Consider the following 18,629-nt stretch of genomic DNA (forward strand, 5'->3'; position numbering starts at 1 on the left):
CAGTTACTTTTTCGGTAACTTCTTGCAAGCCAAACCATTAGCACCTTGATAGCGCTCCTGGCAGGTGTCGGAAATGGCGGTAAACAGTAGTGAATCCTGAGCGTAATATTTCAGCTTGTAAGTCCCGTAGTAAGCGAGGTTACAACCGTTGTCAGAAACACTTATCGTATCGTTTTTGATAAAGTAGCGCCCGGTAGTGAATGCTTTCCCATTCACAATGCCATCATAAGTGCTGTCGGCCCGAAAGACAAATAGCAGGTTAATGTCGCCGTTTGGAGATTTTTGTATCCGCTGCCAGCGTCCGACAATGGGATCGGGGGCACCTATAAAAGAGACTATGGTCAAAAGAACCGCCAGGCAACCCAGCCATGTAATTGCGTTTTTCATCAGTTTCGAGCTTTGGGATTAATATTCTGACAAAGCTCGATGATCACACTAAAACAGCGTTTTGAATTTGTTGCAGATACATTTGAAAACGTGTCAATTTGTAGAGAAACGTTGTTATAAGGGCAAATAACATACTTTCAAAGAATGAAACGGCGCCTCAAACATGATGTCTACATTTACATATTTCATTCAAAGCCTGTGATATCACAGGCTTTATGTAGGAGGTATCAAGTCCAGTATGTATTAAAACGAAGGTTTCTTAATACAATGCGAAAAGTAAACTCTCCATGAACTATCCATAGAACTCCATTAATCAGCTGTTCCTGATTGTTCTGTTTTGTCTTCACATTGCGTTTCATCTCTTCTGCCATCTGAACGGACAAGGCATCTTCCTTCCGCAGTAAGTCTTCAACTAATCTTTCTCTGTCCTGTCGGGAATGGTCCTGGCTCATTTTGAAGACATGGGAAATATCAGAAACCATAATTTCAAAACCGGTGATGGCTTTCAGATTTTGCGGATATATTCCTGATCCATTTTGTGGAATGCCGAGGGGCTGCTGTGTGGATCTTCGTATTTATCAGTAATGTCTTCCATGATTTCATAGGTGCCTTTGTTAAGGAGGGTTATTTACAAACTATAACTGCATGCGTGGCAAGTCTTGAATTCTGTAAATTCAGCTACCAACTGCTGATTTTTGCCAGTAATTATTTGCTGCTGCAATTGTAGCGAATTCAGCGGCAACAGTTTGTCCAATCAAAACCAGCATTGTCGCATCCTGAGCGTATATTTCCCGTAGTTTTTCACGGACGGCTGCATCTGGCTGGGTGGCTTTAATGATCAGCCTTGCCATTTTGATTGCAAGCTGTCTGCCTTCTTCCGGAGTAGGGGTAATGAGTGAATTACCGGGCACTAGTTGAATTGGATCTGCCATTTTTTTATTTGTTTAAAGTAATTTCAATTGAAGAATTGCCTGTGGATCAAACGGTATAAATATTCATCTCAAGTAAAAGTCAAGTGTTTGGCTAAGAGCACTATTCCTTCTTTTAAGTCCTTTTCGGAAAGTGATCCGTAACCCAGCCTGATGCCGTTGACCGATGGGGCGTTGCTATAATTTTCCGGTGGGAGTATTTTAACGCCACTTGCGGCCATCATGTCTTTAATCTGCCGCCAGTTTTGCGCTTGCTTTGGTTGTATCCAAATCGCCAGACCGCCTTCCGGAACTGTATAGTCAGCCTTTTCTTTTAGATAAGTATTCAGCAACGAAACCGTGTAGTCGCGCTTTGCTTTGTAGTAGCTTGTTGCTTTTTTAATGTGGCGTTTTATCGTTCCGTCATGGATCAGCTGTAAAACGGCCTGTTCCATAATACTATCACCCTGAACATCAATAATTTTGCGCAGCTCACCCACTTTTGAAATCAGCGAAGCATCGTGACTAACCAGATAGCCAATGCGCAAAGCAGGCGCAACAACTTTGCTCATCGTGCCGATGTACACAAAATTTTGTAGCTGAGCGAAGCTCGAAACTGGAAGCACCGGACGGTACCCGAAATGAAATTCGTTGTCGTAATCGTCCTCAATGATGGTAAATCCATGAGCGTTGGACAAGCGGATCAGTTCAAGCCTTCGTTGCAGACTTAATGTTACCGTGGTCGGATATTGGTGATGTGGTGTTGTGTAAATAGCCTTTATGTTCGGGTGGGTCTTCAAATGATCAATCACATCGCTGGTAACCAAACCGTCCTTATCGACCCTTACAGGCAGCAAGGTGGCACCAGCCATTTCAAATGCTTTCCAGGCAGGCTGGTAACCCGGATTTTCGACCAGGACAAAATCGCCTTTTGAACAAATACAATGGGCAGCGAGATACATCGCCATCTGGCTGCCACGCGTCACGCAAACGGAATTGCTGCTGATTTGCATGCCACGTTGATGGTTCAGCATTTGTACAATGGCTTCGATAAAATCCGCATGACCGAACTCGTAGCCGTAACCCATCATTTGCCATCGTGCACTCCGGTTGAAAATCTGCCGGTATCCACGCGCCAGCTCGGTCACGGGCGCGATTTTGCTATCGGGATAACCATCATCAAAAATGATCCTGTAATGTTGCTTGGGCAGGCTTTGATCCGGTGTGGTGATTTCTTTCTTACGCTGCCTGCTGAACACCGGCAGTGTGCCGGCAACGAATGTCCCTTTCCGTTCCTTGGATACAATCCATTCTTCGTTAAGCAGCACATTTAATGCTTCTACAATCGTATTCCGGTTCACATGCAACATTTCGGCCAGGTTGCGGCTTCCCGGCAAAGCATCACCGCTACTAAGTCTTCCAGATTGAATATCTGAAATGACAGCATCCGCGATTTGCAGATAAATGGGCTTTTGTGACTTGTGATCAATCCGGATTTCCAATTTCCAGGGTCTAAGCATTGGACTAGCTGGTTTTATTTAAATGTCTCATTTTAACAGGCCAAAGTAAAATGTGCATGCATTCTACCAACTGTTAAGATTCAGGTGATTATTATGATTTTACAAAGTTGGATAAGTCGGAGCTGAGCCAGATAGTCCAGTATTATTAATTCAAAATGGTCCAGCAAGTATCGTTAGGGCTCCTCACTAAGTTTGAATCGGCAATGGTGCCACAGCTATTAAATCACAAAAATGAGCAAGTCAATTTTCTATCACGCAGGTTGCCCGGTATGCGTCAGTGCAGAGCACGACATTCTTAATCTAATCGGTGCAGATCAGGTTGAAGTTGTAAATATCGGGGAAGACCGCAGCCGTATCAGCGAAGCGGAAGGTGCAGGGATTAAATCGGTTCCCGCGCTGGTTACGCCAAATGGCAATGTACTGCATATCAATTTCGGAGCATCGCTGGAAGATGTTAAAGGCTGAAGAATAGACCGGCAGGACCCTGCTGGTAACGTTAATTTATCTTGACTAATCAAAACATGAAAACGACAATATTCACGCTCGCCGCCATCCTGTCCATCACGGCCGCCATGGCATGCGAACATTGCAAAAAATACGAAGACTCAAAGGATTTTAAGATCAAATCAGCGCAGGTAATCCATAACAAAAAATACGGATCACTCGAATTTGAGATCATCGTGGAAGGAACGGCCGGAAAGACTGTTCCCACTGCCGTGGGGAAAATGGATATGGCCCCTGTCTTAGGATACGTTTTTCCTACAACATTGAAGCCGGAAGATATTGGTTTTAATCCAACCGAAGGCATTGTGGCCCTTGCCCTTACTTCGCATCCTGATTTCGATGACAGCCCGCTTTGGGATGAGAATGCCGACGGCAAGTTTGATAATGACGGAATTGTTTGGCATCCGCATTGGGTGGTTCTCGTGAAAGACGAGCGTGTAAAAGGCGGGCTCTCGGTAAAGGAATATAAAAAGGCAGATAAAATCACAAAGCCTAAAACAGCCCCCGACATGCCTATGTATATGGATTCGCCAGGTTATCAGGTCGTTACCCAGCAAAGCGCAATCCGCGTTTCAGTGCCTACATACAGGGTCAATAATAAGGTGGATTTCAATTACGATGCCGTCAGTTGCTATATGCAGGTGTCCGCTCCGGCAGATGGCATGTCCATGGATAAGCCGATGCTGGGTGTTGTTAATGTTTATAGCGTGCTTTCTGGCAAACTGACCTTGCCTTACAAGGTAAAATAACCTGGGCTATGGCTGAAATTGATGGAAAGATCGTTGATGCATTGGCTTATCTATGGAGGTAGTCCGCGATTAACAGGGCTATGAAATGAAGCCGCTTTCGGAAATTTAGATCGTATAGCAAAGAAAAATCATCCCTATTTAAAACAGGGATGATTTTTTTGGTTTAACCATTTCAGTCGAAAACCACTTTCGTGGTTTCAAGAATATGCCCGAGTTCTGTGATTTCAATTTCCGTAAGCGGTTGCAGTGGTGCACGCAAATGCCCTGCGTTTTCTCCAAGAATTGTGAGCCCTGCTTGAATTGCCCGGGGCAAGCCTTTGGCTACAATGAACCTGAGCAGATTGAGTTGTTCGAGAAAAAGAATTTGAGCTGATGCCAGATCATTGTTTTGAATTGCGTCGTATAGACTCAGGTTGAGCTCGGGGATCAAATTGGGTGCGGCGGTGCACCATCCTTCGGCGCCTGCGGCAAATGCGGCGAGTGCCAGCGGGTTGGAGCCATTGTAAAATGCCACATCATCGCCCAGTTCTCTTTTTAGCACATGCATACGCTGCACATCACCAGTGCTTTCTTTGATCATGGTTACATTGGGAATTTCCAGCAACCGTTTCAAAAGGGTAGGCGACATATCGACGCCGCCCGTTGCCGGGTTGTTGTATGCCATGATGGGAATAGAGATTTTGGACGCGACGGCATCATAATGGTTGACGATCTCATCATCGGTCAGTTTCCAGTAACTCATTGGAATGATCATGACCGCAGTTGCGCCTGCTTTTTCGGCAAACTTGGCATGATGAATCGTCCGCTCGGTGGTAAGGTTGGACACACCGACCAAAGTCGGCACGCGCCCCGCAACTTGCTGGATCGTAGCCTCGGTAATTGCCTCTTTTTCCTGATCTGTAAGGTATGGCAGCACGCCAGTGCTTCCCAGTGGCGCTATGCCGTGCGAACCGGATGCAACGAGGCGTTCAACCAGTGTCTTGAACAGGGGCAGATCTACGCTTTCATTTTCGTCAAATGGCGTAATAGGGTATGCGATGATCCCCTTGAATGGAACATTTTTCATTTTTATCAATGGTTAAAAAAGTGAAATGAAGTCTCCGACATGAAGACTTCATTTGAATGGTTTTAAAGATCTCTTCCTTCTTCTTCGCGAAGCGCAACGCCCAGATTTTGAAGCTGGGGCGCGTTTTCGCAGGCAATGTATTTTGCCGGCTGTGCATCACTCAGGTTTTGATGTCTGTGCCATGCCCAGGAAGGAATGTAAACGGCATCTCCCTTTTCCCATTCCACTTTTTCACCCTCGATTTCAGTGAACCCTTTGCCTTCCAAAACATATAGCACCGTTTCGTAAGTATGACGGTGCCTGTTGGTCAGCTGGCCTGGTAACAAGCCGCCGATGGTCATGCTCACATTTTTGCTGGGCAGATCCACGAAGAAAACAGGATGCTTGCGCTCTGTTGAGAACTGGTTGTGCTCTCCGGCGTTTTCCACATTCTTATGGATCATATAGGCCGGTTTTTGAAACTGTGGCCTTGCAAATGTCTGATGAAAATCTTTTGAACTGAACGTATCCATGATTGAAAACTTTTGCGTTTCATGCATTATTGCATTTCAAAAGTATCGCAGCCATGGATGGCAGCAGTGGTACAGAATCAAGATAAATGCCTGGGCCAGCTTCTCGGCCATTATTCCACCGCCAACGTGGCTGGACCAAATTCCTCAAAATGGATAGCCTCGCGCGCAACACCCTGCGCACTCAGATAGTCAAAATGTTTCTTGATAAAAGCGCCCGGTCCGCAGATGTAATATTGGGCATCGGGTTGCATGGCTTGCTGCACCTTACTGAGATCCACAAAACCTTCATAATAACCATCTTCAATTTGCTGTTCAATCTTGTCATAAAAAGTGTGAACCGACATTGCGTCATGCTTTTCGCCAAGTTCACGCACATGATCTTTAAAAGCATGCACCCGGTAACCCCGGCATCCATGAATCCACGTAACAGGTCTTTTGTTTCCGGCAGAAATCAGATAATCCAGCATACTCATGAATGGAGTGACGCCAACGCCGCCGCTGATGAAAACAATAGGATCCGCTTTCTCAGTATCAAGAACAAAATCACCTGACGGCGCAGCCACCTCAATCATGGCGCCCTGCTGAATGCTGTTGTGCAGTAGATTGCTGACATAACCTTCCGGCCGCTGCTGGTTGCCATGTTCTTTTTTTACGGAAATGCGGTAATATTCGCCATTAGGAGCGCAGGAAATGCTGTATTGCCGCGGCTGAAAAACATGTAGCTCTGGCACAAACAAGCGCACTGTAATGTATTGTCCCGGAATAAAACCGGCTACTTTTCCCTGGTCGGCAGGATGCAGATAGAATGAAGTAATCTCGTCCGACTCCTGTACTTTTCGTTTTATCACAAAAGGTCGCCAGCCGCTCCATCCACCTTCTTTTGCTGCGGACTTGCTATACAAATCAGCTTCTGCTCCCGACATAATCCCTGCCAGTTGCTGGTAAGCGACCAGCCAGGCATCGATCAGCTCAGGTGTTGCCGCCTCGCCAAGCACCTCGCCAATGGAAGCCAGCAAATGCTTGCCCACAATGGCATACTGCTCGGGTCTGACGTCCAGACTTACATGTTTGTTGGCGATCCGGTTTACAGCATGAGAAAGCACTTGCGGGTTATCGATGTGTTCAGCATATGCCAGCACAGCCATTGCCAGCGCTGTGGGCTGGGCTCCTGAATGCTGGTTTGCCGAATTAAACACATTTCTGAGCTCGGGATTTTTTGTGAGCATTCTGTTATAAAAATAAGTGGTCAGCGCCACGCCATTTGCTTTTAAAACTGGCACAGTGGCCTTTACGAGATCTTTTTGTTCGTTTGTCATGTCAATAAATATATAAATACCTTTTTATCCTTTATTCAAAAGTAAATTAAAAACATTAAAGGACAAGGTTATCTTTTATTATTTTTAAATTTGAACTTACAACTATGGCGATATTTTCAAAAACGTGCGAGTATGCAATCAGGGCAGTGCTTTATATCGCACACAAATCTGCCTTGGACAAAAGGGTAGGGATTAAAGACATTGCAGCGGGGATAGATTCTCCCGAACTGTATCTGGCTAAAATCTTGCAGGATTTAAGCAGGAAAGGCATCATCAGTTCAGCAAAGGGACCTAATGGCGGTTTTTACATTGAAAATAATGCTCTATCCAAGCCCATCAGCGACATTGTCGAGGCGGTGGATGGAAATGCACTCTTTTATGGCTGTGCGCTGGGCTTAAAACAGTGTTCAGAAATCCATCCATGCCCACTCCATGACCAGTTCAAGGCAATCCGCGACCAAATTAAGGATCTGCTTTATACCACAACCATCGGAGCGTTTAATCAGGAACTGCTGGCAGGCATGCTTTCCTTGAAGAAATAGCTTAATCAGGGCATTCTCAATCTATCTGGCTTGGTGCATGTGCGCTATAACATTCGCATTCTATATTAAGGGCTGCAAGGTTAGATAATTCTGGTTACTGATACCATAGCGCCTGTTAAATACTAATTTGAGGGTGTAATGGGCATATTCCCGGGAAATAGATCGATCACTCAAGCAATTAGATTACCATTTCGCTACGCCCGACCTAGTGATGATACTAGCAGTGCAATGGGCAATCCGTCTTTTAATATTATGTGCGTGTTGGCCGAACACGAAAGTAACATGATACGCGAGACAACAAAAGCAGGACAATAGTCAGCCCGGGCTAGAGCGAAATCCGGAGGCAGAGCGGATGGGTTAGTGAGCGTTACCGTAAAATAGCTCCGGAAGTAGAAGAGATATACGAGAAGAACAACCGGAGTATGGATGAAATTCGAGAGATGTTCAAAATAAAAAGCCAACCTCGTATTTCGATTTCTTAATCCATGACATTACTGTCTATAAGCAGACTAAAACAGTATTTTTAATGTCTTATGTATAAGTTAAATTTAGCTTTTGGCGCGTTGACTTAATACCTGAATGCACTTTTTTCGTAAAGTATGCCTGATCGATCTTTCATATATTTATATCAATGCCTAATCCTTGCATCTAATTAAGAACATTAAGCAATGGAAAGAGTCAAGAATAGATACACAACAGGCGTTGCTAAGACCAGTCTCTTTGGTCGTTATGGATCCTTTTCAAAATGGAAGATGTCAATTCATTCCAATTTAAATACCATTCAGCAAGTTAAAAAAGGCGTAATTGCAGGTTTAAATACATAGTTTTGTCTAACTATATAAACCAATAATTATGAGAAGAATCATTACTCTAGGGTTAGCCGCTGCGATTTGCCTTTTTCAATTTTCTGCATTTTCCCAAAACGAAGATCCGCTAAAAGCAGGCGAAGATATCGCAGTTACGTCAACTGAAAGCGGCAAGGTTAAGGGATATTTGCATAATAACATCTTTACGTTTAAGGGGATACCTTATGCTAAATCAGAACGTTTTACAGCGCCCCAAAAGCCGACACCCTGGTCTGTTACACGCAGCTCGATGAGCTATGGGCCGGTTTGCCCTACCGATCCTACCACGACGGTTAACGATGCTTTCGAATTTGCTTTCAATCATAATTTGGGTTACTCCAATGAACATTGCCAAACGCTCAATGTGTGGACACAGAAATTGAACGATGGCAAAAAGCGCCCGGTAATGGTATGGCTGCACGGTGGGGGTTTCACTGCCGGTTCATCCATCGAACTACCGTCTTACGATGGCGAGAATCTGGCAAAAAAAGGCGAAGTAGTTTTAGTGTCTATCAACCATCGCCTGAATATTTTGGGTTTTTTGGACTTATCGGCTTATGGTGACAAATACAAAAACTCCGGTAATGCAGGTTTGGCCGACATTGTTGCCGCCCTGCAATGGGTTAAACAAAATATTGATCAATTCGGTGGCGACCCCAATAATGTCACCATCTTCGGCCAGTCGGGCGGCGGCGGAAAAGTCACTTGTATGATGAACACCCCTCAGGCGAAGGGTTTGTTTCACAAAGCAATCGTAGAAAGCGGCAGCTATGTTACTTCATTTACCGAAAAGGCCGTATCTCAGCGTTTGGCAGCAGCATTAATGGAGGAACTGCATCTGCAACCTGCCCAGGTTGACTCACTTCAAAAGATGCCCTATGACCAATTGAATGCTGCCAGTAAAAAGGCCCTTAAAAAGGTAAATGAAGAGTTAAAAAAAGAAGGTAAACCGGGCAATGTGGGCTGGAACGCTGTGCTGGATGGTGAAATGTTCCCAAATCAGCCTTCGGATCCTGCTGCCATGGAACTTTCAAAAACGATCCCTTTATTGGTCGGCACAACAAAAAATGAATTTGCCGCTTTTGCACCCACGCCCAAAAATATGACCATGGAGGATGTGAAAACCACCCTGCAAAAAAAATACGGCGATAAAACAGAGGCCTATATAGCAGCTGTAAAGAAGGCTTATCCCAACACCAGTAAGCCTTTCGAATACAATGATATAGAGTTTGGTTTTCGATCCATGGCTATTAAGCAAGCTGATCAAAAGTCAGGTTTGAACGGTGCTGCGCCAGTTTTTATGTATCTCTTTACCTGGCAATCGCCCGTCAATGGTGGGATGTATAAAGCCATGCACTGCATGGATATCGCCTTCCAGTTTGATAACATTAACCGTTGTGAGGAAATGACCGGTGGAGGTAAGGATGCCTACGCTCTTGCTTCCAGGATGAGCAGCTCTTGGATCAATTTCGCACGGACAGGCAATCCAACTGCGCCCGGTTTGCCCAAATGGCCTGCCTATACTGCTGCTGGTGGCGCTACCATGATCTTCGATGTTAAATGCGAAGTGCGTGATCATCCAGATGCCGAACTATTAAAAGTTGTCTCCACTGGTAAATAGATTTAATTGAAATGAAAAAAATATATTTCTTCTTTACCATTCTGATGTTGAGTGGATTATGCGCCTATGCATCACAAGTTGACACCATCCAGGTCCCAAGCGCTGCGATGAACAAAACCTACAAAGCGGCCATTGTTCTCCCGGAAAGCTACGCCAAAAGCAAAAAGGATTTTCCCGTCTTATACTTGCTTCATGGAGGATATGGCCACTTCGACGACTGGCTGCGTAAAACGCCTGATCCTATGCTGGTTAAGAACCTTGCAGATCAGTATAATATCATCATTGTGATGCCAGAAGGCGAGATTTTTAGTTATTACATTGACAGCCCGGTTGACCCAAACAGCAAATTTGAAACTTATATTGGTAAAGAAGTCATTCAATTTATAGACAGTAAGTACCGCACGGTCAAGGACAAAAAGGGCCGTCTCATTACAGGTTTGTCCATGGGCGGTTATGGCGCGCTTTATCTTTCTACCAGGCATCCTGATCAATTTGCTGCGGCAGGCGCGATGAGCGGGGCTTTGGATCCGAATATGACGACCTGGAATCTTTCGCCCGAGCGGTTTAAAGGCCTCACCACGTTTCTCGAAAAGACCTTTGGTCCGATGACACCTGATAATTATCTGCCTTATTCTGTCGTCAACATGGCGGATCAGATTCGCCGAAACGGACTACCTCTCGTGCTTGACATTGGGGTGGAAGATTTTTTGCTCGAACCTAACCGGGAGTTGCACCGACGGCTGGTCTACAATCACACACCACACGACTATACCGAGCGCCCTGGCGGTCATACCTGGGACTTTTGGCAAGCAGCATTGCCCAGCCAATTAATGTTTTTTAGTAAGGTCTTGAAAGCCAATAATACCGCAGTTCAATAAGGTAGGTTTTAGAATAAAAATCAGATGCTGTCACTGCTTGGCTTTTTTACCATCTGCGTTTTTTTAGGATTGATCCTGACAAAGCGCTTGTCTGTGCTGCTTTCGCTGATCCTGGTGCCCGTCGTATTTGCATTGATCGCGGGTTTCGGGCCAAAAGAGGTAGGGGAGATGTTATTGGGCGGGATCAAACAAGTTGCCCCTACCGGCATCCTGCTGATCTTTGCCGTACTATATTTCAGCGTGATGATAGACACCGGGCTTTTCGATCCGGTAATAGCCTTTATTATTCGCTTCGCAAAAGGCGACCCGCTCAAAATTACTTTGGGCACCGCCATTTTGACGATGCTGGTTCACCTCGATGGGGACGGCACCGCCACATTTATGATTACCGTCACAGCCTTGTTTCCGGTTTATAAAAAACTGGGAATGAATAAGTTGATACTTCCCTGTATCGTCGCGCTGAGTGCGGGGGTCATGCACCTGGTACCCTGGTCGGGAACAGTGGCGAGAGCATTGAATGTCATGAACAGCGATCCGGCGCATCTGATCATTCCTATCCTGCCAGCCATGATTGGCGGAATCCTTTGGGTACTTTTTGTAGCATTTTGGCTTGGTAAAAAGGAACGTAAAAGATTGGGCGTTGTTGACATGGATTACGATCATCACCAGCAACTTTCTGTTGAACAAAAAGAGAGTCGACGACCAAAATTATTTTGGCTGAATGCTGTTTTGACGATTATTTTGATCGCAGCGCTCATTTTGTCACTGGCCCCGCCGCCAGCGTTATTCATTATTGGTTTTGCAGTGGCGATTTTGGTCAACTATCCATCACAGGCCGATCAAAAGAAAAGGATTCAGGCACATGCGGCCAATGTATTTTCGGTTTCCATCATCGTTTTTGCGGCCGGAGTATTTTCAGGCATCCTGACAGGAACAAAAATGATCGATGCCATGGCATTGTCGATGGTTTCCATGATCCCGACAGCGCACGCAGGTTACCTGCCGGCTTTGGTGGGCTTTACAAGCATGCCATTAAGTTTGGTATTCACACCGGACGCTTATTATTTTGGTGTAATCCCTGTTTTAAAAACAACCGCCGCCCATTATGGGTTAAATTCAATAGAGATAGGAAGGGCGGCAATTTTAGGGCAAATGACCACCGGTTTCCCGTTAAGTCCGTTAACTGCGTCCACTTTTGTCTTAATTGGCTTGTCAGAAGTGGAACTGGCGGATCATCAGAAATTTACCTTCAAATGGGCGTTCGGCACGACCATCATCATGACTTTAATAGCATTAGCTTCGGGGGCAATAAGCATATCATGACACAAAAAAATGAAGTCCGTATTGGTTGTGGCGCAGGCTTTTCTGGAGACAGGCTCGAACCTGCTGTGATCCTGGCCGAAAAGGGCGATCTGGATTACCTTGTACTCGAATGCCTCGCAGAACGGACCATTGCATTAGCCCAAAAAAGAAAAGCGGCAGACCCTTCACAGGGTTATGATCCGCTCTTGGAGCGTCGGATTGAATTACTGCTGCCATTGCTCAAACAAAATAAGATACGGCTCATTACGAATATGGGTGCTGCAAACCCGGTCGCAGCAGCAGATAAGATTATTGGCATAGCAAAGAGACTGGGAATTTCCATTAAAGTAGCCGCGGTAATCGGGGATGATGTGTTGGAGCATATCAGTGGCGATGAGATCGCCATGGAAACAGGGAATTCCATTTCTTGGTCCGGGCAGACGGTGTCAGCCAATGCTTATTTAGGTGCGGAAGCTATTTTACCTGCGCTGGAAACAGGCGCTGACATTATCATCACCGGGCGGGTTGCTGATCCATCCTTGTTTGTAGCCCCGCTGGTCCACGAATTCGGATGGTCGTTGGATGATGCCGATATGATCGCCAAAGGGACTGTGATTGGACACCTGATGGAATGCGCAGGACAGATCACAGGTGGCTATTTCGCCGATCCGGTCAAAAAGCCGGTTGAAAATATGAGTACACTGGGCCACCCCTTTGCAGAGGTTTATCGCGATGGCAGCGCGGTTATTGGGAAAGTAGATGGCACAGGAGGCACCATAACGCTGGCTACGGCTAAGGAACAGCTGCTGTACGAGGTAACGAACCCATATCAATACTTGACGCCCGATGTTTCAGCAGATTTCACCACCGTATCCTTGAAACAGGATGTGAAAGATCGTATTAAAGTAACTGGCGGCAGCGGCAGCAAAAAGCCATCGACGTTAAAGGTCAGCGTTGGGTATAAAGCAGGCTTTACAGGTGAAGGTGAGATTACTTTCGCAGGGACAAATGCATTGGAAAGGGCCCGTATGGCAGGCGAAATAATGCATGAGCGGTTGAACGATCAATTTCCTGGGTTAAGGGTTGACTACGTTGGTCACACATCGGTACACCCGACCTCGCTCGCTCATGATCATAAACCATATGAAGTGAGACTACGCCTAGCTGGCAAAGCTGCAACGGCTGATGAAGCAGCTATCATAGGTCAGGAAGTGGAGGCGCTATATACCAATGGCCCGGCTGGTGGGGGAGGGGTGCGCAAGTATGTGAATGAAGTCATTGGCATTGTATCGATTTTGATGAACCGGAACACAGCAAAGTCGTCCGTAGTTGTAAAAGAATATGAGTATTAAACTTTATGACATAGCGCATAGCCGCGCGGGAGACAAGGGCAATACATTGATTTTATCATTGATTCCTTTTGACGAAAAGGATTATGAGTTGCTATGCAAGTTGGTAACTGCGGATAAAGTAAAGGAACATTTCAAGGAGATCATACACGGCGAAATCCTCAGATACGAACTACCAAATATCTCGGCTTTGCAGTTTGTATGTCAGCAGGCTTTGGCGGGTGGCGTTACCACTTCATTAGTCATGGACGCGCACGGAAAGACTTTGAGCTACGCCCTGCTGGAAATGTGCATTGAATTGCATGCCGGTTAAATATTTCCAAAAGCCTTTAATCAACCGCAAGCGCGTTTTGACCAGTAGTGCGAAAAGAATGCCCTACCTTACCGAAATAAACTAATGATAAAATCAGTACGATTTTTAGATTAGTCTTAAAGTTATTACGCTTCGGACTTAGAGCTTCTTCGTCCTAATTTTTGTGAATTGAACCGGCTTTCAGTTTAATTTAACCATTTACACTTTTTCTTCTATAAAGTGCCAACAAACTCCTGCGGCGTCAATAATATTAACCTCTCTTCCGTATGGTTGCTCTTTGGGTTGCCCAATGAGTGGAATACTAAATTTTTCTGGAAGATTTTTTTCTGTTAGTTCCTTCCAAAAAGCATCCATGTCCTTTATTTTAACTGTTAACATTAAATTTTCAGCAAAGACCTTATTATCGTATCTCTGTAATATGAATTTGCAATTACCATTTCGAAAACCGATGAGGTCGCCCTCTTCCCATTCTACCTCAAAGCCAAGTTCCTGAAATAGTCGCTTTGATTTGTAAAAATCATTACCAGAAGGAATAAAAGGCTCTAAAGATAAATAAGTCATACTTGCCAGAAATTTTTTTATTTGCTACCTATTGTTCCCGAAAGGTAAGGTTCAGACGTTTCTACTTGACTAGTTATTATCATCGGCCTTGTAACTCACCTGTGCCTTGCATGGTGTCCGGAATAGTTACTACTCTCATTTTTCTGCTATGTTTTTCAAAATTTTCCATAGCACAAAGTTCACCCGACCAGAACAAAAAAAAGTTTAGCTAGTTGAAGATTTTGAGAAATTTTGATGGGTAGCAACCAAGGTGTATAGGCATAAAAACAACGCTAACCTTGCCGTCGGGCTAGGGGATGATCCGGCCATGAACTTTAAATCTGCGCTCTTTAATTCCATTCTGTATAGTCAGAATGCCACTATATTTTGTGCCAGCGACAGAGTTTGACTTCTTCTTTCAGAGTCAGTTTGGCATTATACTTATCCGAGGAAAAGTACATGGTCAATCCCTTACGCTCCCTAAGGGTTATCGTGTGGTTAATGAAGATTTTTTGTCCGTCAATAATAATGAAACCTTTCTTTAATGGTTAGCGACAAATATGTATTCATGTTTGGACACGGGTCAATCACAAGGTTTAAGTTTAAAAAAGCGTGACTAAAAGGGAAATTAAGGACCAGGAAGTTAGATGCCTTCCCAGTCTTTTTTAGAACGTTGAGCATTAATGTTGTTCTCCAAGAAGCATTTTAGTGCTCCTGGTAGCAAACAGATTTCAAGGGGTAGTGCCATTAACACCCCGTTCAGTTGAGTGAATGGTGGGTTGAAAGCTAACTGCCATCTGCGGCTTAGCGTAGTCTGGTTTTATGGATTGCTCACGCGCCTGTTTGATAAAAGACAAAGCGTTAAAAATAGGAGGGATATTAGTAAAGTACCTTTATTTTTCATAAGTATGCGGATAGTGCGGTTTCTCGCAAGCGCTCAAATATAAGGAATTTTCTTAGACAAAAAATCAGCCTCATATCTTGTTAAATGCCTATTAGGTAGCTAAATGATTACTTATTTACAGAAAAACAGTAATTATTTGCAACTGCATAATACTTAGTAAGTAAGCGTTACTCCATAAAAATGAGATCCTCTATAACTTAGAATAGTTATAAATTAGCTTGCTTGCTTTTTTACATTTCACGCAATAGATGGAATAGCATGTATTTCAGCAACCATCGTTGACCTTTTGAGCTGAAAGCAGAATGGATGGAATTTGGAGAATGTTACAGATAGCAGTCCTTTTTTTATCTTTGACTATTTAGGAGCGTAACACTTTGTTTTGAAGGTCAGTTAACGCTACGTTTCACTTCATTCAGCGCTAATTTGATTACCCTTACAATACCTGGGCTTGAACAGGCAAAGCGAGATCATCAATCTTTCATAGATTCGATACGACGCAGCATAAGCAGCCGAACTGACAATCTTAGTGAGGAAAATGCCATGAGCCAATATGCTTTGGGGCTTGGGCCCTGGCTGTACGCTCATGCGTTGGCAGCTTATCCTAACATCCAGGATCTTCTTATCATTGAAGACCTGCATGGGCAAATACATAAGCTGGCTGCTCATACAGAGGATCTGCTCAGGATCAATGAAGTTGAGCTGGCCAAAGCTGTTTTTGATCAAATACTGGCATTGAATAATATCTTTTGCCAAAAGCTGGCCACGCTTGAGCAGGAAAATCCAATAGTCTCCCATACCAGCCAAGACTCCTTCTCTTATGAGCCGCAAAAAACCGGCAAGCAGGAATTGCTCGAAGTAATGATTGATAAGGCGCCAGCAGCCATGATGATAATGACTGGTCCTGATCACGTTATTTCCATTGCTAATCAACGTATGCTAGATATGCTGGGAAAGGGCAGTGCAATCATTGGCAAGCCAGCCTGGCTTGCAGTCCCGGAAATACAGGTGCAGCCCTACCTCGCTATATTGGATTCTGTCTTACAAAGTGGAAAGGCATATGCGGCAAAGGGTATGCCGGGCCATTTATCAAAAGACGGGGTGGTGAGCAATCACTATTCGATTTCACATACAGTCCACTGCTAGATTCTAAAGGGATTGTCTATGGGGTGATCGCCGTAACGGTTGAAGTTACTGAAAATGTAATGTCGGACTTAGCCACTCAGAAAAGTCAAACTGCGCTCAGGGAGGCGGAGATGGATAATCAGATCAAAACAGCAGTGTTGGACTATTGTGAGCTGATCATTGGTATTAGCTATCTGGAACCTATGCCTGAGCCTTTATACAACAATCAATATACGTTGCAAAAGCTGGGTTGGCAGCATAACAAAGGCCGTACCCTTATTGATGCAGTGTATCCCGAAGACCGGGAGTTTGTCCTTGGTGTACTTCCCGAGATATTTGCTCAAAAAGGGGGTAGCCATGAAATCAGGCTGTGGAACGAGGTGACCGAAGAACCATTTTGGGTTCAATGGAATGTGATGGTCATCGATAATCCTCAGACAGGGCTCCCAGCAATTCTTGCCACGGTAAGCCCTGACATTACCGAGCGGAAAGAGCAGCAACTGTTAATGCAACAACAGCAGCAATCGCTGCTAAATGCGATTGAGGTAGCCCAGCTTGGTACCTGGAGCATGGATATTGCTACGCAGAAAACAACATTTTCCCGCCGTCATCTGGACATGTTTGGTGTGTCGGCACAAGAGATGAGCCTTACCCAGGCAATAGGCCATGTTATTGAAGGCGAACGCCAGGGATTGGCCGATGCATTTTTTTATGCACTTCATTCTGAAAGTGATGGCAAGTTTGAGGCAGAATACACGATTCGGCATGCGATCACAAATCAGCTGCACATTATCCATTCCAAAGGACAAACCATCTACGATACATCAGGCAATGCTGTCAGCATTTCAGGAATTGCCCAAGATGTGACGGTTTTAAGAAACCAGCAGCAAACCCTTGAATCCCTGGTTGAACGGAGAACCCAGGAATTGGATGCCACCAATAAGGAACTGGCAATTGGAAATCAGAAGTTGCAGTACGCAAATCTATTGCTAAGCCGCTCCAATGAGGATTTAAACAGGTTTGCTTATGTGGCCTCACATGACTTGCAAGAACCCCTTCGAAAGATTCAGCAATTTGGAAGTCGGTTGAATACTGAGTATGAAGCAGCATCACCAAAGGCAAAAGATTATTTGCAAAGGATGATTGCAGCCGTAGAGCGGATGTCAAATCTTATCAGTGACCTGCTGACATTCTCCCGTATCTCTACAAATGACGCCCCGACTCAAAGTGTTTCACTACACCTACTTATACAACAAGTGCTGATAGAATTGGATGTACAGATCACCGAGGCAAATGCAGTATTCGAAATTGGCTCCTTACCTGAGCTTGAAGGAAACCCTACCCATCTTGGGCAGCTTTTTCAGAATTTAATTAGCAATGCTATTAAGTTTCGAAAAACCGACGATGCTGGCGCTTTCATACCCCCAACAATTAAGATCTATGCCAACAAAATTGCTTCTGCAGATTTGCCAGTATTAACCCAGCCTTCAGGTAAGGCTTCCTATTATCATCAGATCAACGTGAGCGACAATGGTATTGGTTTCAACGAAATTTATCTTGACCGTATTTTTCAGGTCTTTCAGCGCTTGCATGGCAGGAGTGAATATTCGGGAACTGGCATTGGCCTTGCAATTTGTGAACGCATAGTAACTAGTTTGGGTGGGGTTATCACTGCCAGCAGTGTTCCAGGAGCTGGTGCAACGTTTCAGATTTACATTCCACAAACTTAGTTATTGGCCATTCATTCCTGCCCTTAACCTACGGTGGCAAGGTTTTTAAACCAACAATCATAAAAAGCAATATGGGATACGGTCCAATACTATACGTTGGAGGAGATGAAGATGATCGCTATCTGGTCACAGAAGCGTTAGAAGCGATCGGGTCTACCAGCAAAGTGATTAATTTCGACAATGGCCAGGGGCTGATAAATTATCTGGATAGCAGCAAGGAAAGGCCTTTTATCATTTTATGTGACTTATACCTTCCGCAAATGACGGGTTTAGAGCTTAAAGAGGCTATCAATGCTGATGAAGAATTAAAGCGGCGCGCTATTCCATTTATTTTTCTATCAGAATCTGTAAATCCCAAGGATGTTGATAATGCTTATATGTCACTAGTTCAAGGATTTTATGTAAAGGCACCAACCTTTGAAGGTTTGAAAAGCCAGCTCAGTGCTATTTGCCAGTATTGGGAGCTTGCAACTTTGCCAGGCGAAAGAAGGTAGGGATTGTCAAACATATGAGCTTCTAAG

At 44.6% G+C, this 18,629-nt stretch carries 19 protein-coding genes; 11 read left to right on the plus strand and 8 right to left on the minus strand.

Annotated features, from left to right (window positions below; genetic code table 11):
- Positions 1 to 3 precede the first annotated feature (3 nt).
- The 4 genes from NFI80_RS00255 to pdxR all read right to left on the minus strand — a co-directional run bounded on the left by NFI80_RS00255 (position 4) and on the right by pdxR (position 2,815).
- Complete coding sequence (locus NFI80_RS00255) at positions 4 to 387, minus strand: hypothetical protein (protein WP_235164245.1); 384 nt, start codon at positions 385 to 387, stop codon at positions 4 to 6.
- A 227-nt stretch (positions 388 to 614) separates the two neighbouring features.
- Positions 615 to 839, minus strand: a complete 225-nt coding sequence (locus NFI80_RS00260) for a hypothetical protein (protein WP_235164246.1) — start codon at positions 837 to 839, stop codon at positions 615 to 617.
- Positions 840 to 1,061: 222 nt separating this feature from the next.
- On the minus strand, positions 1,062 to 1,319 hold the full coding sequence (locus NFI80_RS00265) for a hexameric tyrosine-coordinated heme protein (RefSeq protein ID WP_235164247.1): 258 nt from the start codon (positions 1,317 to 1,319) through the stop codon (positions 1,062 to 1,064).
- 68 nt (positions 1,320 to 1,387) lie between these two features.
- The gene (gene pdxR, locus NFI80_RS00270) at positions 1,388 to 2,815 is read right to left on the minus strand and encodes a MocR-like pyridoxine biosynthesis transcription factor PdxR (protein ID WP_235164248.1); all 1,428 of its coding nucleotides are present in this window, start codon (positions 2,813 to 2,815) and stop codon (positions 1,388 to 1,390) included.
- Positions 2,816 to 3,046: 231 nt separating this feature from the next.
- Between pdxR and NFI80_RS00275 the strand changes: the two genes are divergently transcribed.
- Together NFI80_RS00275 and NFI80_RS00280 are read left to right on the plus strand one after the other, a co-directional pair.
- Positions 3,047 to 3,280 (plus strand): thioredoxin family protein, encoded by a 234-nt coding sequence (locus NFI80_RS00275; RefSeq protein ID WP_235164249.1) that lies wholly within the window; start codon positions 3,047 to 3,049, stop codon positions 3,278 to 3,280.
- A 56-nt stretch (positions 3,281 to 3,336) separates the two neighbouring features.
- A complete protein-coding gene (locus NFI80_RS00280; protein ID WP_235164250.1) occupies positions 3,337 to 4,068 on the plus strand; it encodes a hypothetical protein in 732 nt (243 codons plus the stop codon).
- Between the two features lie 172 nt (positions 4,069 to 4,240).
- On the opposite strand, the gene NFI80_RS00285 is transcribed toward NFI80_RS00280, so the two are convergent.
- The 3 genes from NFI80_RS00285 to hmpA form a co-directional block, all read right to left on the minus strand.
- Entirely contained in the window at positions 4,241 to 5,134 is an 894-nt protein-coding gene (locus NFI80_RS00285) for a dihydrodipicolinate synthase family protein (protein ID WP_235164251.1), read from the minus strand.
- Between the two features lie 62 nt (positions 5,135 to 5,196).
- Positions 5,197 to 5,646 (minus strand): cupin domain-containing protein, encoded by a 450-nt coding sequence (locus NFI80_RS00290; RefSeq protein ID WP_235164252.1) that lies wholly within the window; start codon positions 5,644 to 5,646, stop codon positions 5,197 to 5,199.
- A gap of 110 nt (positions 5,647 to 5,756) precedes the next feature.
- Complete coding sequence (hmpA, locus tag NFI80_RS00295; RefSeq protein WP_235164253.1) at positions 5,757 to 6,962, minus strand: NO-inducible flavohemoprotein; 1,206 nt, start codon at positions 6,960 to 6,962, stop codon at positions 5,757 to 5,759.
- Between the two features lie 104 nt (positions 6,963 to 7,066).
- On the opposite strand from hmpA, the gene NFI80_RS00300 reads away from it, so the two are divergent.
- From NFI80_RS00300 to NFI80_RS00325, 6 genes are all read left to right on the plus strand, one after another.
- Positions 7,067 to 7,504, plus strand: coding sequence for an RrF2 family transcriptional regulator (locus tag NFI80_RS00300; RefSeq protein WP_235164254.1), 438 nt, complete (start codon positions 7,067 to 7,069; stop codon positions 7,502 to 7,504).
- Positions 7,505 to 8,356: 852 nt separating this feature from the next.
- A complete protein-coding gene (locus NFI80_RS00305) occupies positions 8,357 to 9,970 on the plus strand; it encodes a carboxylesterase/lipase family protein (protein WP_235164255.1) in 1,614 nt (537 codons plus the stop codon).
- Positions 9,971 to 9,981: 11 nt separating this feature from the next.
- A complete protein-coding gene (locus NFI80_RS00310) occupies positions 9,982 to 10,848 on the plus strand; it encodes an alpha/beta hydrolase (RefSeq protein ID WP_235164256.1) in 867 nt (288 codons plus the stop codon).
- Positions 10,849 to 10,872: 24 nt separating this feature from the next.
- On the plus strand, positions 10,873 to 12,171 hold the full coding sequence (locus NFI80_RS00315; protein WP_235164257.1) for a CitMHS family transporter: 1,299 nt from the start codon (positions 10,873 to 10,875) through the stop codon (positions 12,169 to 12,171).
- Positions 12,168 to 13,502: an acyclic terpene utilization AtuA family protein gene (locus tag NFI80_RS00320; protein WP_235164258.1), complete on the plus strand. Its 1,335-nt coding sequence runs from the start codon at positions 12,168 to 12,170 to the stop codon at positions 13,500 to 13,502. The genes NFI80_RS00315 and NFI80_RS00320 overlap by 4 nt, the downstream gene beginning before the upstream one ends.
- Positions 13,492 to 13,812 carry an AtuA-related protein gene (locus NFI80_RS00325; RefSeq protein WP_235164259.1) on the plus strand — a complete coding sequence of 107 codons (321 nt, stop codon included), beginning with the start codon at positions 13,492 to 13,494 and terminating at the stop codon, positions 13,810 to 13,812. The genes NFI80_RS00320 and NFI80_RS00325 overlap by 11 nt, the downstream gene beginning before the upstream one ends.
- A gap of 198 nt (positions 13,813 to 14,010) precedes the next feature.
- Here the strand turns inward: NFI80_RS00325 and NFI80_RS00330 are convergent, their stop codons facing one another.
- Positions 14,011 to 14,373, minus strand: a complete 363-nt coding sequence (locus tag NFI80_RS00330) for a VOC family protein (protein WP_235164260.1) — start codon at positions 14,371 to 14,373, stop codon at positions 14,011 to 14,013.
- 1,423 nt (positions 14,374 to 15,796) lie between these two features.
- Here NFI80_RS00330 and NFI80_RS00335 point away from each other — a divergent pair.
- The 3 genes from NFI80_RS00335 (at position 15,797) to NFI80_RS00345 (ending at position 18,602) form a co-directional block, all read left to right on the plus strand.
- Positions 15,797 to 16,399 (plus strand): PAS domain-containing protein, encoded by a 603-nt coding sequence (locus NFI80_RS00335; RefSeq protein ID WP_235164261.1) that lies wholly within the window; start codon positions 15,797 to 15,799, stop codon positions 16,397 to 16,399.
- Between the two features lie 23 nt (positions 16,400 to 16,422).
- A complete protein-coding gene (locus NFI80_RS00340; RefSeq protein WP_235164262.1) occupies positions 16,423 to 18,108 on the plus strand; it encodes a sensor histidine kinase in 1,686 nt (561 codons plus the stop codon).
- A 71-nt stretch (positions 18,109 to 18,179) separates the two neighbouring features.
- Positions 18,180 to 18,602 carry a response regulator gene (locus NFI80_RS00345; protein WP_235164263.1) on the plus strand — a complete coding sequence of 141 codons (423 nt, stop codon included), beginning with the start codon at positions 18,180 to 18,182 and terminating at the stop codon, positions 18,600 to 18,602.
- The last annotated feature ends 27 nt before the right edge of the window (positions 18,603 to 18,629 follow it).

Origin of the sequence: Dyadobacter chenhuakuii (assembly GCF_023821985.2) — a bacterium.
GTDB lineage: Bacteria > Bacteroidota > Bacteroidia > Cytophagales > Spirosomataceae > Dyadobacter > Dyadobacter chenhuakuii.

What these genes read in the sequence shown, in the direction of transcription:
- NFI80_RS00290 (WP_235164252.1), bottom strand. Translation starts at nt 5,646, where the DNA reads ATGGATACGTTCAGTTCAAAAGATTTTCATCAGACATTTGCAAGGCCA.
- NFI80_RS00315 (WP_235164257.1), top strand. Translation starts at nt 10,873, where the DNA reads ATGCTGTCACTGCTTGGCTTTTTTACCATCTGCGTTTTTTTAGGATTG.
- NFI80_RS00310 (WP_235164256.1), top strand. Translation starts at nt 9,982, where the DNA reads ATGAAAAAAATATATTTCTTCTTTACCATTCTGATGTTGAGTGGATTA.
- NFI80_RS00280 (WP_235164250.1), top strand. Translation starts at nt 3,337, where the DNA reads ATGAAAACGACAATATTCACGCTCGCCGCCATCCTGTCCATCACGGCC.
- NFI80_RS00255 (WP_235164245.1), bottom strand. Translation starts at nt 387, where the DNA reads ATGAAAAACGCAATTACATGGCTGGGTTGCCTGGCGGTTCTTTTGACC.
- NFI80_RS00330 (WP_235164260.1), bottom strand. Translation starts at nt 14,373, where the DNA reads ATGACTTATTTATCTTTAGAGCCTTTTATTCCTTCTGGTAATGATTTT.
- pdxR (WP_235164248.1), bottom strand. Translation starts at nt 2,815, where the DNA reads ATGCTTAGACCCTGGAAATTGGAAATCCGGATTGATCACAAGTCACAA.
- NFI80_RS00275 (WP_235164249.1), top strand. Translation starts at nt 3,047, where the DNA reads ATGAGCAAGTCAATTTTCTATCACGCAGGTTGCCCGGTATGCGTCAGT.
- NFI80_RS00285 (WP_235164251.1), bottom strand. Translation starts at nt 5,134, where the DNA reads ATGAAAAATGTTCCATTCAAGGGGATCATCGCATACCCTATTACGCCA.
- NFI80_RS00335 (WP_235164261.1), top strand. Translation starts at nt 15,797, where the DNA reads ATGAGCCAATATGCTTTGGGGCTTGGGCCCTGGCTGTACGCTCATGCG.
- NFI80_RS00265 (WP_235164247.1), bottom strand. Translation starts at nt 1,319, where the DNA reads ATGGCAGATCCAATTCAACTAGTGCCCGGTAATTCACTCATTACCCCT.
- NFI80_RS00320 (WP_235164258.1), top strand. Translation starts at nt 12,168, where the DNA reads ATGACACAAAAAAATGAAGTCCGTATTGGTTGTGGCGCAGGCTTTTCT.
- NFI80_RS00300 (WP_235164254.1), top strand. Translation starts at nt 7,067, where the DNA reads ATGGCGATATTTTCAAAAACGTGCGAGTATGCAATCAGGGCAGTGCTT.
- NFI80_RS00305 (WP_235164255.1), top strand. Translation starts at nt 8,357, where the DNA reads ATGAGAAGAATCATTACTCTAGGGTTAGCCGCTGCGATTTGCCTTTTT.
- NFI80_RS00345 (WP_235164263.1), top strand. Translation starts at nt 18,180, where the DNA reads ATGGGATACGGTCCAATACTATACGTTGGAGGAGATGAAGATGATCGC.
- NFI80_RS00260 (WP_235164246.1), bottom strand. Translation starts at nt 839, where the DNA reads ATGAGCCAGGACCATTCCCGACAGGACAGAGAAAGATTAGTTGAAGAC.
- hmpA (WP_235164253.1), bottom strand. Translation starts at nt 6,962, where the DNA reads ATGACAAACGAACAAAAAGATCTCGTAAAGGCCACTGTGCCAGTTTTA.
- NFI80_RS00325 (WP_235164259.1), top strand. Translation starts at nt 13,492, where the DNA reads ATGAGTATTAAACTTTATGACATAGCGCATAGCCGCGCGGGAGACAAG.